The following is a 16,671-nucleotide window of genomic DNA, read 5'->3' on the forward strand; positions in this document are numbered from 1 at the left end:
GTTTATTTCTCCCATTGAAACACTGCCTCCGCATCGCTTTGTTTGACCTCTACCCAACGCTCAAGGCCGTCTGAAAAAGTTTCCTTCTTCCAAAACGGTGCTTCGGTTTTCAAGTAGTCCATAATAAACTCAGCAGCCGCAAATGCCGCTTTGCGGTGCTCCGATGCCGTCAGCACCAAAACAATCTGGTCATCGGCCGACAAACTGCCGACGCGGTGAACCACCGTACACGCACTCAACGGCCAGCGCTGCGATGCCGTCTGAACGATACGGGCGATTTCGTTTTCGGTAACTTCAGGATAATGCTCTAAAAACAGATGCGCCAAAGGCGTTTCGGTATCGCGGTCGCGTACTAAACCCACAAAGCCCGCGACCGCACCGGTGTTGGCTCCCTTTTCCAACAACGCATCGTATTCGCTTTGCAGGTTGAAATCTTCGGTCTGAACCCTGATTACTGCCTTCATATCGTCAGCCCCCCGTTACCGGAGGCAGCAGCCCCACTTCCGCACCGTCGGGAATCTCCTCTTCCCAAGTGCTGATTTTTTTATTGATTACCAAGCGGAATACCCTGCCCTCTGTCAGCGCACGCTCCCAATCACTGCCGCGCGCCCGCAGCATCTCAAGCAAATCACGCCCGCTTCCTCCCTGCCACGCCACAGACTCACGGGCAGTATTCAAATCCTGCTTCAGCACGCCGAAATATAAAATCGTAATCATAAGCACAGAACCGTTTGAAACCCATCAAATACACGCCGCCCGCAAGAGCCTCTCCAGCCGCCCTGCTGCAAGCCTGCCGTATATTACATAAAGTTTCAGTTTGTTAAGATAAATACACTTTTTTATAAGTGTGATTTTACACGAAACAGAACAAGCTTCCAGTAAATCCGCTCGATTAAAGTTTAACTTTGGCATATTTAACACACTGAAAAATTTTATTTTTTCTCGCAAACCGCCATACTGTTTTTATGCTTGATATAGGTCAAACAACCGGTTTTTATCGGTTGATAAAAACGCCAAAACAAGTATTTTCTTACCCCCTTTTTTAGCAAAACTTTTATTGAAAAAGCGGCAGCATAAAACCGTATTCCTACCCTATTTTTTTCAGCGCCCTCCAAGTCCTAAATATAGCGAACTATGCGAACGGCTTTTGATCTCAAACAAATCATCGGCTAAAGAGACGAGGCCGTCTGAAAGCCGCGGTTCTTTTCAGACGGCCTTTTCGGTAGAATAAATAAGCATTTTTATCTCAACACCATATTCACATTATGCTTCCCGTTTAAACACAAAAAGGATACCGATATGGACAACAAACTCGGCTTCAAACCGATACCCGCTGCCATTGCAGTAGGTTTGGCCTTATTGATTTGGTTCGTGATTCCCGTACCCGAGGGCGTAACGCCCCAAGCATGGCATCTGCTGGCGATGTTTGTCGGCGTGATTGCCGCCATTATCGGCAAAGCCATGCCGATCGGCGCACTTTCGATGGTGGCGATTATGCTGGTGGCCGTTACCGGCGTTACCGCCGAAAAGCCCGCCGATGCCATTAAAGATGCCTTGAGCAGTTTCGCCAGCCCTCTGATTTGGCTGATCGGCGTGTCCATCATGATTTCGCGCGGCATCCTGAAAACCGGCTTGGGCGCGCGTATCGGTTATCTGTTTATTTCCCTGTTCGGCAAAAAAACCTTGGGCATCGGTTACAGCTTGGCCTTGTCGGAGCTGCTGCTCGCCCCCGTTACGCCGAGCAACACCGCACGCGGCGGCGGCATCATCCACCCCGTGATGAAAGCGATTGCCTCCAGCTACGATTCCGACCCTGAAAAAGGCACGCAAGGCCGCATCGGTAAATATCTGGCGCTGGTGAACTACCACAGCAATCCCATCAGCTCCGCCATGTTTATCACCGCCACCGCGCCCAACCCGCTGGTGGTCGATATCGTTGCCAAAGCCACCAACTCCGACATTCACCTCACTTGGGGCACTTGGGCGCTGGCCATGCTGCTGCCCGGCTTGGCCGCCATGTTTTTGATGCCGTTGGTGCTCTATTTCATCTATCCGCCCGAAATCAAAGAAACGCCGAACGCCGCCCAGTTTGCCAAAGAGCGGCTGAAAGAATTGGGTAAAATGAACCGCGGCGAAAAAATCATGCTGGGCATTTTCGCGCTGCTGCTGATCTTGTGGGCGGGCGTGCCTGCCATGCTGTTCGGCAGCGGTTGGAAAGTCGATGCCACCACCACCGCCTTTATCGGCCTTTCCCTGCTGTTGCTTTCCGGCGTGCTTTCTTGGGACGACATTCTCAAAGAAAAAAGTGCGTGGGACACCGTAACTTGGTTCGCCGCACTCGTGATGATGGCCACTTTCTTGAATAAACTCGGCCTGATCGCATGGTTTTCCGGCGTATTGGAAAACAGCATCGAACATCTCGGTTTGGGCTGGGTGGGTGCATCGGCACTGTTATTGCTGGCCTATATGTACGCGCACTATATGTTTGCCAGCACCACCGCCCACATCACCGCCATGCTCGGCGCTTTCTACGCCGCCGGTATCGCCTTGGGTGCGCCGCCCATGCTGTTCGCCCTGTTGATGGCCGCCGCCTCCAGCATCATGATGACGCTTACCCACTACGCCACCGGCACGTCGCCCGTGATTTTCGGTTCGGGCTACACCACACTCAGCGAGTGGTGGAAAGCCGGCTTCGTGATGAGCGTCGTCAACCTGCTGGTATTCATTTTTATCGGCGGCGTTTGGTGGAAAGTTTTAGGTTATTGGTAACATAGTGTTTATGTTAATGAGGCCGTCTGAAATTTCAGACGGCCTCAATGTAATGTAGGGCGGGCATCCTTGCCCGCCGTTCACTTGTACGAGCTTGTACCACTTGCCATCTTGAGTTTTTTGCTCTGCCGAGAGTAGACGGCGGGCAAGGATGCCCGCCCTACGGCTTAATCGTGATATAAATTTTGAATTTCAGACGGCATATTGCCACCCCAAGCCGCATCGAATAAGCCTAAAGCCACGTCATGACGAAACGAAGAATAAGGCCAGTTGCACACTTTCTCGGTATGACCGTGCTTCACAGGGTTGTAATAAATGTAATGAATATGGTTTTCCAAATCCCGCTCGTTTCGGATGGCATGTTCCCAAAAACGGCTTTGCCAAATCCCGCTTTCCCGCTTATTGGATTGGGCCGTATTGGGCGAACGGATTTCTTCGGGCAACCGTTTGCTGAAGTTGATTTTCAGATTTTGAATGCGCCGTGAAAAATCACGGTCATGTTCGGGCAAGCGCATAATGCAATGAAAGTGGTCGGGCAAAATGCAGACGGCCACGGTTTCAAACGGCAAATGGCGCAGCGTTTCACGGTAGGCCGTCCGAAATTCGTCGATATAGCGGATAAGATAATCCTTTGAACGATCGTTCAGATTCACCGTGAAAAAATACATACCGCCCGGCACATAATGGCGGCGGAAATTGGGCATGACGTTTTCCTTTTTTGTGTTTTGTTTATTGGCTCTTACCATTTTGTAGGGCGGGCATCCCTGCCCGCCGTTTGACCAAGATACTGTTATCACCTTATGTTGTCTTGCTCCCCGCGCAAGCGGCGGGCAGGGATACCCCCCCTACATATATATGGTATCAGGCCATCTATGGTTTTAGTGTAAAAAGTAATTTTATGGGAATCTAATTTATTTCAATATGATGGGAGCTATTAGAATTAGCTAATTACTCGCCCTCGCATCCATACATATCTGAAGATTTAGGATAAATATCTTCTAATAAAGTGTGAATAGATTCAACCTCATCAATATATGATTGATCTGGATTATAATGCTTAATACTTTCTCTCCTAGCTGTATAGAAACAATGATACTTATTTTGAGTATTACTGTATTCTTTTTCATATACCTGATTGTATTTGCCAATTAAAATATTAGCACCTTTTTTTATGCTATCCTCATCAGATAAGTATGTCTCTGAAGTTACCTGCATAATACCGGATGTTTTAATTTTTCCAGTCCAAAAAAATAATCTTTCTATAAGCCTGTGTAATCTGTGCCTGTTGAAGTTTTCATAAATTAAAATCGAATAGATTAATGCCTTTTGTTTTTCAACAAACATCTCTTCCAAACCAATCCCAATTGCTTCGTCAATAACAGAACCATATTTACAAGAAAAATGATTGTGCATATGTTTTATATAATTTATTTTTCTACTGTCATTTGAAGATAACATTGAGATATTATTAATAACTTTATATACATAACCAATTATTGCAAACCATAATGCTGTCGTAATCTCTTGTTCGGTTGGTAATGGGAAATACCTTTTTTCAATAAAATTTTTGTAAACTACGTATGCTAAGAGTATAGAAATAAGAGCTATCAGGATGTGTTTTGCCCAATTTGTGATTTTTGATCTTTCGATAAGAAAGATAAAAATAAATCTTATTAAAAAATAAAACATTACTGTAAGATAAATGTTTTTTGTCAAATAAAAAAGATTTAATTGATTTAGAATAATTGATAATATTAATATGAAAATGACAGGAGTAAAAGAGCGATATAACATATTAAATATTGGTTTTTCCTCACTTTCATTAAATGACAATTGATAATATCCAAATTTTGTTGAACTTCTACCAAACCAATTTACCATGAAAAATAATAAAAAAGAAAAGAATAAATTAAACAATATGTTATTCATATGCATACTCTAATATTCAAAACTTATACGAATTTGAGTTTAAAGAAAATAATTAAACAAAAATACATTTCCTCTATCTTTTCCCCAACTTCTTCAAAACCGTCTTCACCGTTTGAATCCGTGTTTCCACATCTTCCATCACCGCGCTTACGCGTAATTTGTCCGCGCCGGCCATGCGGTAGTTTTTGTTGCTTTGCATCAGCAGGATAATCTGCGCGGGGTCGATGTTGTGGTGTTTGCCGAAGGTGAGGGTAACTGCTTCGGCGGTGGCATCGATTGCGTCTATGCCCATTTCTTTGGCAATCAGGCGGATGCGGTGGCTTTCTATCAGGGTTTTGACGGGTTGTTCGGGCAGGCCGAAGCGGTCGACGAGTTCTTCGTGCACGGTGTTGATTTGGGCTTCGGTTTCGCAGGTGGCGAGACGTTTGTATAAAACGAGGCGCTCGTGGATGTCGGGGCAGTAGCTTTCGGGCAAGAGCGCGGGGCTGTGCAGTTTGATTTCGGTGGTTACGCCCAGCGGTGCGTCGAGGTCGGGCTGTCGGCCTTTTTTGAGGTCGCGCACGGCTTGTTTGAGCATTTCGGTGTAGAGGGTAAAGCCGACCTGCATCATTTCGCCGCTTTGCCCCTCGCCGAGGATTTCGCCTGCGCCGCGGATTTCCAAATCCTGCATGGCCAGCGTGAAGCCTGCGCCGAGTTCGTCGGCGGCGGAAATGGCATCGAGGCGTTTTTCGGCATCTTTGGTGATGTATTCGGGCGTAAGCAGGTAGGCGTAGGCTTGGTGGTGGCTGCGGCCGACGCGCCCGCGCAATTGGTGCAGTTGGGCGAGGCCGAATTTGTCGGCGCGGTTGATGATGATGGTGTTGGCGTTGGGGATGTCGATGCCGGTTTCGATGATGGTGGAACACAGCAGCAGGTTGAAGCGTTGTTGCAGGAAGTCGCGCATCACTTGTTCGAGTTCGCGCTCGCGCAATTGGCCGTGGGCGACACCGATGCGGGCTTCGGGCAGCAACTCTTGCAGGCGTTCGCGCATGTTTTCGATGGTTTCGACTTCGTTGTGCAAAAAGAATACTTGCCCGCCGCGTTTGAGTTCGCGCAGCACGGCTTCGCGCACGCTGGCTTCGCTGAAGGGTTTGACGAAGGTTTTAACGGCCAAACGGCGGCTGGGCGCGGTGGTGATGAGCGAGAAATCGCGCAAGCCTTCGAGCGCCATGCTGAGGGTGCGCGGAATGGGGGTGGCGGTGAGGGTGAGGATATCGACGTTGGCGCGCAGGCGTTTGAGTTGCTCTTTTTGGCGCACGCCGAAGCGGTGTTCTTCGTCGATGATGACTAAGCCTAAGTTTTTGAATTGAATATCGTCTTGCACGAGTTTGTGCGTGCCGATAACGATATCGACGGTGCCGTCGGCCATGCCGGCAAGCGTGGCTTTGGTTTCTTTGCTGCTGTTGAAGCGGGAAAGCTGGGCGACTTTAACGGGGAAATCGGCGAAGCGGTCGCTGAAATTTTGTGCGTGTTGTTCGACTAACAGCGTGGTGGGGGCGAGCACGGCCACTTGTTTGCCGCCCATTACGGCCACGAAGGCGGCGCGCAGGGCGACTTCGGTTTTGCCGAAGCCGACATCGCCGCACACGAGCCTGTCCATCGGTTTGCCTTGGGTGAGGTCTTTGAGTACGGCGGCGATGGCGGCGGCTTGGTCTTCGGTTTCTTCGTAGCCGAAGCCGTCTGAAAAGGCTTGGTAGTCCAATTCGTTAAACTGGAATTTAAAGCCTTCTTGTGCGGCACGTTGGGCGTAGAGATTGAGCAGTTCGGCGGCGGTGTCGCGGGCTTTTTCGGCGGCTTTGCGTTTGGCTTTGCTCCACGCGGCGGTGCCCAAGCGGTGCAGTTGCACGTTTTCATAGGCATGGCCGGAATAGCGGCTGATCAGGTGCAGCTGCGACACGGGCACATAAAGCTGGGCTTCGTTGGCGTATTCGAGCAGCATCATTTCGGTGCTGCCTTCACCCAAATCCATGCTGACCAAGCCCATATAGCGGCCGATGCCGTGCTCTTCGTGTACCACGGGGTCGCCGATGTTGATTTCGGCCAAATCGCGCAAAAGGCCGTCTGAAACTTGGGCGTGTTTCTTTCGGCGTGCGGTGCGGCTGCGGGCGACGTATTGGTAGAGGTCGGATTCGGTGATGACGGCGAGGCCGGTTGTAGGCCGCGATATTTGTGCCGATTGTGTTTTGTCGGATTCGAGAATCCGACCTACTTCGTCCGGTTCGTGTGTCTGACCAACATTTTCAGACAGGCTACCTGAAAGGCCGTCTGAAAGATGGGCTGCCGTAGGTCGGATACTTGTATCCGACATTTGCGCTGATTGTGTTTTGTCGGATTCAAGAATCCGACCTACGGGTTCGGCCGATTCGGAAACACCGCCCGCGTTTTCAGACGGCAGCTGAAACCCATAAGCCAACTGCGTTACGGCAATGCACAGCGGCGCATCGCTGTTTAAAAATGCCTGCCAGCCGTCCACACTTTTCGGTTTCAAACCGTGTTGAGCAAAAAAGCCGAGCATGGTTTCGCGGCGGCCTGCGCTTTCGGCACACAACAGAATTCTGCCCTCAAAGGCCGTCTGAAAGCCGTGCAGGGCGGCGAGCGGGGTTTCGGATTGGCGGTTCACGGCCACATCGGGCAATTGGTGCTGCTTGCCGTGAAAGTCGGGCAGGATTTGCGGATAAGGTTTCAGACGGCCTGCAAACTGGTCTTCGCTGAGATACAAATGCTGTGGATGCAAAGGCGGGTAAGCATCATCGCCCTGCGCCATCGCATAACGGGTTTTCACGTCCGCCCAAAAGCGCGCAGCTTCGGCGCGCACGTCGCCGAGACACACGACAACGGCTTCTTCGCCGATATAGTCGAACAATGTGGCGCATTCATTTTCAAAAAACAGCGGCAGATAATATTCCACGCCCGCACCGAAATGGCCGTTGCTCACGGCTTTGTACACGGCGGCGGCGTTGTAGTCGCCCTCGATTTCTTCGCGGAAACGGCTGCGGAAGATTTTTTGCGCGTCGTCATCGGTGGGGAACTCGTGCGCGGGCAGCAGGCGGATTTCGCTTACCGGAGCAAGCGTGCGCTGGGTGTCGGGGTCGAAAGTTTTGATGCTGTCGATTTCATCGTCGAACATATCGAGGCGGTACGGCAATTCCGCGCCCATCGGAAAAATATCCAAAATGCCGCCGCGCACGGCAAATTCGCCGGCGGCAATCACGTTGGAAACATTGCTGTAACCGGCCTCCACCAAGTTTTCACGCAACGCGTCGATATCGAGCGTTTGCCCCGTTTTCAGCCAAAACGTGCGCCCGAGCAGAAACGACACCGGTGCGAGCTTCTGCATGGCGGTGGCCACCGGCACCACCAACACGTCGGCCTGCCCGTTTTTCATCTGCCACAAGGCAGAAAGCCGCTCCGAAACCAAATCCTGATGCGGCGAAAAACGTTCGTAGGGCAGCGTTTCCCAATCGGGCAGAAACACCGCATTATCCTGCGGGCGGAAAAACTGCCACGCGGTTTGCAGCCGCAAAGCCTGCTCCACATCTTGCGTGAGAATGATTTTTACAGGTTGTTCAGGCAGGCATTCGGTAAGCATCAAAGGCAGGCTGCCGCGCGAAAGGCCGAGCCAGCGGGATTTTTGGGCGGGGGTGGGGATAGGATGGTTCATATCGGTATGGACAGCAGTTTAGGCCGTCTGAAAAAGTTTTGGCGAAACCCGCAAAACCCGTTTTCAGACGGCCTGTGTTGAAAAAAGCTTATTTTATCAGATTAAGTTAGCGCCATTCAGCGGGAAACAGCCGCAGCCCGCACCAAAATTTTCAGACGGCCTCAAAGAGAAATGACAAAAGTTTTATCAGAAAATACCTGCCAAAGAAAACGGAGCATGATTCACAAAAAGACATAGCCGCCCCACTCTTCCCGTCCGACAGCCATTAAAAAACCCTGCCTGAGGCAGGGTTTGAAACACTGTATTACTCGCACTGCATGGCTTTGGCAGTTTCGCCAAACATGTCGTTGCTTTGCTTACAAATCGTTTCTTGAGTGCTTGAGTCCGCAGCGGCGATAGACTGCTTAGTTTGCTCCAAACCTACTCTCACCTGCTCGGCAGCGGCTTTATCCGCTTTGCCCATACAGGCTTCAACACGTTTGAAATATTCTGTACAAGTAGGATGCAAATTAGCCGTGCTTTCAGCAGCAGCCGGCTCGGCAGCAGCAGGAGCAGCCTCTTTTTTCTCCGAACATGCGCTCAATCCTAAAGCGATTACGGCAAAAGCCAATAAAGTTTTATTCATTACCTACACTCCTTAAAGAGATATACATTTCGAAATAAAAACGATTGAATTCATTCTGTTTGCACAGCCAAGCATATTCAGCCATGAAGCTGCGTTTCATACATTGCCGGCTTTCACCGTGTACACACGCTTTTTTCACAACCGCAAAACGAGGCTTAAGCCGTAAGAGTGTATTAATTAGATCTAAGTTTCAGGCGCCTATATTAAATATATGAAAATCAAAAGAAAACAATTGCTGCAAAACAAAACGGATTGCCGTTGGAACCATGATTATTCCAACGGCAATCCGCTCAATACAATAAATAATACAGCTTAAATCAAGTTCATCACCATACGCGCAGAATTAACCGACGCGATTTTCAAAAACTCATCAAAGCTGATGTCAGCCTGTTCGTCCGCAGAATCCGACACTGCGCGCACGGTCACAAACGGCACGTCCAATTGAAAGCAGACTTGCGCTATCGCAGCCGCTTCCATTTCCACAGCCAACACGCCGTTAAAATTGCGACGAATAAAATCCACTTTTTCGCTGCTGTGAATAAATTGGTCGCCGCTTACAATCAAACCTTTGTGCACCGTGGCTCCGTCAAACGCATCTGCCGCCACTACAGCTTTGTCCACCAACTCGGCATCGCTTTCAAACTCGGCAGGCATTTGCGGAATCTGCCCCGGCACATAACCGAATGCCGTCACATCCACATCATGATGCGCCACGCGCGTACCGATCACCACATCGCCTACTTTCAAACCTTGCCCGATACCGCCCGCACTGCCGGTGTTAATCACATAATCGGGCGCATACTTGCCCACAACCAATGCAGTCACCGCCGCCGCGTTTGCTTTGCCGATACCGCTCAACACCAAAGCCACATGCTTGCCGCACAAAAGGCCGGAATACACGGTAAATTTGCCGAAATATTCGGTTTTTACCTGCTCCATTTTACTTTTCAGCAGTTCGATTTCCTGCTCCATCGCGCCGATTACCGCGACCGTACCGCTTTTTTGCTGCTCAAACATTTATCTTTTCCTATAAATAATCATTTCAAAGATTATACCCTCAATGAATTATTTCCTCTACCTTCTGTAAAGCCTTATTCGCACGCTTAAAATACCGTCCCGAACTTGTTATAATTACGTCCGTTTTATCAAATTATCATACAGGCTGAACAATGGTTGAAAACGAAAACCCTTTACCCGCAAAAGAAGAAATCTATTCACTGCTGAGAACCTTAAACAAATACAAAGGCTCCGATCTCTTCATCACAGCCAATTTTCCGCCGGCCATGAAATTGGACGGCAAAATCACCCGCATCAACGAGACACCGCTCACGCCCGAGCGTTGCATGGAAATCGCGTTCTCCATCATGGGCCCCAAACAGATGGAAGAATTTACCAATACCAACGAATGCAACTTCGCCATCAGCCTGCCCGACACCAGCCGTTTCCGTGTCAATGCCATGGTTCAGCGCGGTGCAACGGCTTTGGTATTCCGTACCATTACCAGCAACATCCCCAAATTTGAAAATCTCAACCTGCCGCCGGTTTTAAAACAAATCGCCATGCAGAAACGCGGCTTGGTGATTTTTGTCGGCGGCACGGGCTCGGGTAAATCGACCTCGCTGGCCTCTATGATCGACTACCGCAACGAAAACAGCTTCGACCACATTATCACCATCGAAGATCCGATCGAATTCGTACACAGCCACAAAAACTGCATCATTACCCAGCGCGAAGTCGGCGTGGACACCGAAAACTGGTTTGCCGCGCTGAAAAACACGCTGCGCCAAGCCCCCGACGTGATTTTGATCGGTGAGATCCGCGACCGCGAAACCATGGATTACGCCATTGCCTTCGCCGAAACCGGCCACTTGTGCATGGCTACGCTGCACGCCAACAGCACCAACCAAGCACTCGACCGCATCATCAACTTCTTCCCGGAAGAACGTCGAACCCAGCTGCTTACCGACCTTTCGCTCAACCTGCAAGCCTTCATTTCACAGCGCCTGATTCCGCGCGAAGGCGGCAAAGGCCGTGTGGCCGCCGTGGAAGTGTTGCTGAATTCGCCTCTGATTGCCGAATTAATCCACAACGGCGACGTGCATTCCATTAAAGAAATCATGAAAAAATCGCAAAGCTTGGGCATGCAGACGTTCGACCAAGCGTTATACGAACTGTATGAAAGCGGGCACATCAGCTTCCAAGACGCCATTAAGAATGCCGACTCCGCCCACGACTTGCGCCTCGACATCCAGCTACGCAGCCGCCGCGCCCAAAATGCAGGGCCGGACTTGGAGTTGATTTAAAGCAGGGATTTCTAGCCCGATAAAGCTTTACCCATCTTTTTGAAAGATACCGTTTAATTCCGCCCAGCATCGGCATCCGTAAACCATGCCGATGCACCTTGCAGAAGCAAGCGGGTAAAGTCTCAAATATCTAAAGGCCGTCTGAAAACTATTTTCAGACGGCCTCTTTATCATTTATCCGATTAAATCGAATCAAGCACCGTAAACCGGATTTTTCTCACACAAAGCAGTCGCAGCTTTGGCTACACGCGCCAACGTTGCTTGGTCTTCGGGGTTTTCCAATACATCGGCAACCAAGTTGGCCAACTCGCGGGCATCGGCTTCGCTGAAACCGCGGGTGGTAATCGCAGCGGCGCCGACGCGGATGCCGGAGGTAACAAACGGTTTTTCCGGGTCGTTCGGAATGGCGTTTTTGTTGATGGTAATGTGCGCTCTGCCCAAGGCTTCTTCGGCGGCTTTACCGGTGATGTTTTTCGAGCGCAAATCTACTAGGAAAACATGGCTTTCGGTGCGGCCCGAAATGATGCGCAAACCGCGTTTCACCAACTCTTCCGCCATGGCCGCGGCGTTGATTTTCACTTGTTTGGCGTATGCTTTGAATTCCGGCTCCAACGCTTCTTTAAATGCCACAGCTTTGGCGGCAATCACGTGCATCAGCGGGCCGCCTTGCAGGCTCGGGAAAATGGCGGAATTGAGGGCTTTTTCGTGCGTGTTGTCGCGGCACAGAATCACGCCGCCGCGCGGGCCGCGCAGGGTTTTGTGGGTGGTGGTGGTCACGAAGTCGGCAAACGGAACGGGGTTGGGATATTCGCCGCCGGCCACCAAGCCTGCGTAGTGCGCCATATCCACAAATAAGTATGCGCCCACTTTGTCGGCGATTTCACGGAACTTCGCCCAGTCGATTTGCAGAGCGTAGGCAGAAGCACCGGCCACAATCATTTTCGGTTTGTGTTCCAAAGCCAAGCGTTCCACTTCGGCGTAATCCAGCACTTCGTTTTCGTCCAAGCCGTAGGTAACGGCGTTATACAGTTTGCCGGAAATGTTGACCGATGCGCCGTGGGTGAGGTGGCCGCCGTGTGCCAAGCTCATGCCGAGGATGGTGTCGCCGGGTTTCAACACCGAAGCATACACGGCTTGGTTGGCTTGCGAGCCGGAATGCGGCTGCACGTTGGCGTATTCGGCACCGAAGAGTTTTTTCACGCGGTCGATGGCCAGTTGCTCGGCGATGTCCACGTATTCGCAGCCGCCGTAATAGCGTTTGGCGGGGTAGCCTTCGGCGTATTTGTTGGTAAGCTGGCTGCCTTGCGCTTCCATCACGGCGCAGCTGACGTAGTTTTCCGAAGCAATCAGCTCGACATGATCTTGCTGGCGTTGCACTTCTTTGGCAATCGCGGCGGCGAGTTCGGGATCGTATTTCTCAATGGTTACGCTTTTTGAAAACATGGTTTGGGCATCCTTCAGATGTTGGGAACAATCAAGCAAAAAATCCAAGCTATTGTAACTGAATTTATTGCCGTCGCGGATGAAAAAATCAGATATTGTCAACAAAACAGGTTCATAGCAACCTCGGCTTCCCTACCCTTCTCCCGGCCTGCCGTTATACCTTATTTTGATAAAAGCCATTCTTTCTGTTGGTAAAAATTACTCTGGCCTTCTCTGCCGAAAGCCTACAAAATGGATAATCAAACTGTTTCAGGCGATTCCAAAATGCCATAAAATTAAACTCACGCAATCAAAATCAACAAAAACTTATTTAAACTACGATAAATCTTAGTTATAATCAGATTTTCTAAACCAACTTCATTTTCAGACGGCCTCCAAACCGAAGGAAATCCCATGCTGCTGGCACTTTCATTACGCGACTTTGTCATCGTAGAAAAACTGAATTTAAACTTTCAAAGCGGCTTTACCGTGCTCACCGGCGAAACCGGCGCAGGCAAATCCATTACGCTTGATGCCATCGGCCTGCTCTTGGGCGACAAAGCCGATTACAGCCAAGTCCGCACCGGAGCCAAAGAAGCGCAACTCTCCGCTCTTTTCGATATCAGCGATTTACACGAGCTGAAAAAAAATCTTTACGAGCAAGGATTAATCGAAGAAGGCGACGAAGAACTCAGCATCCGCCGCATTATTGATGCCAAAGGCAAAAGCCGCAGTTTCATCAACAACCAAACCGCCACACTCGCCCAATTAAAAGCCATCGGCGAGCAGCTTATCGACATCCACGGCCAAAACGCCCACCATTCGCTCAACCAAGAATCCGCACAGCGCTCGCTGCTGGATGCGTTTGCAGGCAGCCAGCAGCAGGCGGAAACCGTCAAACAACGCTACCAAAGCTGGCACAACGCACAAAAAGCCCTCAGCGAAGCGCAAAACCAAGCCGAAAATATCGCCATCGAACGCGAAAGGCTGGAATGGCAATTCAACGAACTCAACCGCCTCGACCTCAAACAAGGGGAATGGGAAACACTCAACCAAAGCCACAGCAGCCTTGCCCACGCCGCAGAATTATTGCAAGCCGCAGCACAAACCGCCGACTACATCAACGGCGACAACGGCATGCAGCAGCAACTTTACCAATGCCAAAAACTGCTGGGCACCCTGCAAGAAATAGAACCGGGCTTTGCCGAGAGTCTGAATATGCTCGCCAGCATCGAAGCGGAACTCAGCGAAATCAGCGCCAACATGCGCGATGTTACCAACCGCGTGGAAATCAATCCCGAAGAGCTTGCAGAACAAGAGCGCCGTATGGGCGAATTGATGAGCATGGCTCGGAAATACCGCGTCGAGCCGGAAGAATTGCCGGCAAAACTCGAAGAATTAAGCAACCGACTGCACACGCTCCAAGCTGCCGCCGACATCGCCGCACTCGAATCCGCCGTTGCTCAAAGCGAAACCGAGTACATGGAAGCGGCGCAAACACTTTCGGCCATGCGCCATCAGGCCGCCGCAAAACTCAGCAACGAAACCACCCAGCACATGCAACAGCTGGCCATGAAAGGCGCCAAGTTCCATATCGAACTCCTGCCTTCTTCCCCTACCGCACACGGATTGGAGCAAGTTCAATATCAAGTCGCCGCCAACACGGGCAGCCCCCTGCGCCCCTTGAACAAAGTCGCATCAGGCGGCGAACTTGCGCGCATCAGCCTTTCGATTCAAGTTGTTACCAGCCAATACACCCAAGTGCCGACTTTGATCTTCGATGAAGTCGATACCGGCATCGGTGGCGGCGTTGCCGAAACCGTAGGTAAGGCTTTACGTTCATTGGGGAAAAAACACCAAGTTTTGGCCGTTACCCACCTTCCCCAAGTGGCGGCATGCGGCGAAAACCATTGGCAAGTACACAAACACAGCAGCGACGGCCAAACCGTGAGCGAAATCAACGTGCTTGATCAAGCCGGACGCATTCAGGAAGTGGCCCGTATGCTCGGCGGTGAAACCATTACCGAAACCACCCGCAGCCATGCCGCGGAATTGCTGGAAATGGCGGCAGGCTGCAATTAGGTTCTTGATAAAAGCCGAAGCACAGCACCACAAATCATTAATGCCGTCTGAAAAAGGCCGTCTGAAAACATTTTCAGACGGCCTTTCATCATGCAACACAACAAATAGAAAGTATGCTTAGAACGTTTTGCTCAACTCGATAAACATGCGGTTTCTACTGTTGGTGTAATAAGCATCATTACTGGAAGTTCGCTGGTGGCTAAACGTGATACGCGGTGTCACGCCGCCATAATGCAACGCGCGGTGCCACACGGAAACAGAAGCGTTCAACTCTTTATCGCGGCGCTCTTCGCCGTTACTAAAGAAGCTGGGCGTTTTATAAAAACGCTTGGCCACACCTACCTGCACGCGGGTAGAAAAACCGCCGCCCCACTCCTGCCCCCAAAGGGCACGCACGCCATAACGGTTGAAGTCGTCGGAACGGTCTTCTTTGTTACGCTCCTGATACAGGTCGGCACCGCCCAGCCAATATTGGCGCGCATTGCGGTAATACACCAAAGAGCCGCTCGCTAAAAGGCTGTTCACGTCGGAACGTTTGCGCTGCTGATTCTTCAGGCGCGACGCTTCAACCGCAGTCAGGCTCTGCAAACTATGGTTTAGCCAACGGTTCCAATGGATACGCGCGCCGCTTGAATAGCTGTACGCATGCTCGCCGTAAACCCTGCGTTCGTGGAAAGGCGTTATGCCCACATCGTTGCGCTGATCGGCATAGCCCAAGCCTGCCGAAACGCGCGCCGTTGCATCGTTGTAGCGCGAATAAGAGCGGTAAGCTTTACCGGATACGTCCGCACCGGCTTTGGCATACAAACTTTTTTTCAGCGACCATTTTTTCTCTGCGCCCAACTGATAATTGAAACCCGTCGCATTAATCGGCTTATCAAACGTCCAACCGTCGAAGCAATCGCTGGCAGGATTGGTTTTACGACGCTCTTCACACTCCGTCCCAGATAGTTGTCTGCCCAACCGCTGATTCTTGGGTGCTTGGTTGATATTTTGCTCGCGGGTAATGTTAAATCCGCCGTAAACCTGCCAAGAATCGCGCTGGCGCAAAGCTTGTCTGTATGCTTCCACGCGCTGCAACACAGGTTCGGGCAGTTGTTCGGTCTTCAAACGGTCAAACTGATCTGCTGCCGCTTCATTCTGTTGGTTGTCAAACAAAGCTTGCGCCAGCTGTAAACGGATAATCTGCGAATCAGGTTGCGCCGAAATCAAAATACGGTAAAGCTTAATGGCTTCGGCAGCTTGACCGTTGTGCTGATACACCAAAGCCTGTGCAAACACCGCCATCTCCTTATCGTGCTTGGGCCATTGCCGGTAAATCGGCAGCAACACTTTGATACCGTCAACATTCTGCGTCATCACGGCAGAATACATGGCGCGGGATAAAAGCTCCGGATTATCGAGCAGCGTTTTTTCATCCACTTCCAGCACCTTTTCCTGCTCAGGCTTAGCATCTGTTTTTACCTTGCCGACTTGCTGGGTGGGAGAAGGCTCGGCGGCATGTATGTTCAATTCCAGTTCCGGTTCGGGCGGAACAGATTTATCGGCAGGCTCGGGATTGGCAAAAGCTTGGGAAAACAAACCGCTGATAGAAAGAAAAAGTAATGTGTATTTCATCTAGATTAAGCAATTGATTATTTTAAACATAATTTAAAAAGACAAATCCCGCAGATTCATCTTTACATTTTGACAAGCATTTTAACATATTCATACAAAAAGTGCGTTCCATGATTGTCACCACCTTGATTTCAAATACAATTAAAAATCCTCTTGCAAACCTGGCGCCGCACTCTTACCCAACCTGCTTATAGATTAGGTTTCAATTCAACGCAGCCGACAAT

The 16,671-nt window shown here is 50.4% G+C and carries 12 protein-coding genes; 3 read left to right on the plus strand and 9 right to left on the minus strand.

Annotated elements, in window-relative coordinates; translation table 11 throughout:
• Positions 1-2: 2 nt before the first annotated feature.
• Together CKV66_RS08950 and CKV66_RS08955 are read right to left on the minus strand one after the other, a co-directional pair.
• Positions 3-464: a molybdenum cofactor biosynthesis protein MoaE gene (locus CKV66_RS08950; protein ID WP_095197872.1), complete on the minus strand. Its 462-nt coding sequence runs from the start codon at positions 462-464 to the stop codon at positions 3-5.
• Between the two features lie 4 nt (positions 465-468).
• Positions 469-717 (minus strand): MoaD/ThiS family protein, encoded by a 249-nt coding sequence (locus CKV66_RS08955; protein WP_085363084.1) that lies wholly within the window; start codon positions 715-717, stop codon positions 469-471.
• A 582-nt stretch (positions 718-1,299) separates the two neighbouring features.
• Between CKV66_RS08955 and CKV66_RS08960 the strand changes: the two genes are divergently transcribed.
• Positions 1,300-2,769 (plus strand): DASS family sodium-coupled anion symporter, encoded by a 1,470-nt coding sequence (locus CKV66_RS08960; RefSeq protein WP_085363085.1) that lies wholly within the window; start codon positions 1,300-1,302, stop codon positions 2,767-2,769.
• A 167-nt stretch (positions 2,770-2,936) separates the two neighbouring features.
• Here the strand turns inward: CKV66_RS08960 and CKV66_RS08965 are convergent, their stop codons facing one another.
• The 5 genes from CKV66_RS08965 to CKV66_RS08985 all read right to left on the minus strand — a co-directional run bounded on the left by CKV66_RS08965 (position 2,937) and on the right by CKV66_RS08985 (position 10,040).
• The gene (locus tag CKV66_RS08965; protein WP_085363086.1) at positions 2,937-3,473 is read right to left on the minus strand and encodes an REP-associated tyrosine transposase; all 537 of its coding nucleotides are present in this window, start codon (positions 3,471-3,473) and stop codon (positions 2,937-2,939) included.
• 244 nt (positions 3,474-3,717) lie between these two features.
• Positions 3,718-4,698, minus strand: coding sequence for a hypothetical protein (locus tag CKV66_RS12610; protein WP_231990476.1), 981 nt, complete (start codon positions 4,696-4,698; stop codon positions 3,718-3,720).
• A 73-nt stretch (positions 4,699-4,771) separates the two neighbouring features.
• Complete coding sequence (gene mfd / locus CKV66_RS08975) at positions 4,772-8,398, minus strand: transcription-repair coupling factor (protein ID WP_085363087.1); 3,627 nt, start codon at positions 8,396-8,398, stop codon at positions 4,772-4,774.
• A 304-nt stretch (positions 8,399-8,702) separates the two neighbouring features.
• A complete protein-coding gene (locus CKV66_RS08980; RefSeq protein WP_085363088.1) occupies positions 8,703-9,023 on the minus strand; it encodes a DUF5339 family protein in 321 nt (106 codons plus the stop codon).
• A gap of 312 nt (positions 9,024-9,335) precedes the next feature.
• Positions 9,336-10,040: a 5'-methylthioadenosine/adenosylhomocysteine nucleosidase gene (locus tag CKV66_RS08985; RefSeq protein WP_085363089.1), complete on the minus strand. Its 705-nt coding sequence runs from the start codon at positions 10,038-10,040 to the stop codon at positions 9,336-9,338.
• Between the two features lie 152 nt (positions 10,041-10,192).
• On the opposite strand from CKV66_RS08985, the gene CKV66_RS08990 reads away from it, so the two are divergent.
• On the plus strand, positions 10,193-11,326 hold the full coding sequence (locus CKV66_RS08990) for a PilT/PilU family type 4a pilus ATPase (RefSeq protein WP_085363090.1): 1,134 nt from the start codon (positions 10,193-10,195) through the stop codon (positions 11,324-11,326).
• Positions 11,327-11,518: 192 nt separating this feature from the next.
• Here CKV66_RS08990 and glyA read toward each other — a convergent pair whose 3' ends face one another.
• Positions 11,519-12,769, minus strand: a complete 1,251-nt coding sequence (glyA, locus tag CKV66_RS08995) for a serine hydroxymethyltransferase (protein WP_085363091.1) — start codon at positions 12,767-12,769, stop codon at positions 11,519-11,521.
• A gap of 393 nt (positions 12,770-13,162) precedes the next feature.
• On the opposite strand from glyA, the gene recN reads away from it, so the two are divergent.
• Positions 13,163-14,830: a DNA repair protein RecN gene (recN, locus tag CKV66_RS09000; RefSeq protein ID WP_085363092.1), complete on the plus strand. Its 1,668-nt coding sequence runs from the start codon at positions 13,163-13,165 to the stop codon at positions 14,828-14,830.
• Positions 14,831-14,947: 117 nt separating this feature from the next.
• On the opposite strand, the gene CKV66_RS09005 is transcribed toward recN, so the two are convergent.
• Entirely contained in the window at positions 14,948-16,447 is a 1,500-nt protein-coding gene (locus tag CKV66_RS09005; protein ID WP_085363093.1) for a surface lipoprotein assembly modifier, read from the minus strand.
• Positions 16,448-16,671: the final 224 nt, after the last annotated feature.

The sequence above is a fragment of the Neisseria zoodegmatis genome (genome assembly GCF_900187305.1).
Classification (GTDB): Bacteria; Pseudomonadota; Gammaproteobacteria; order Burkholderiales; family Neisseriaceae; genus Neisseria; species Neisseria zoodegmatis.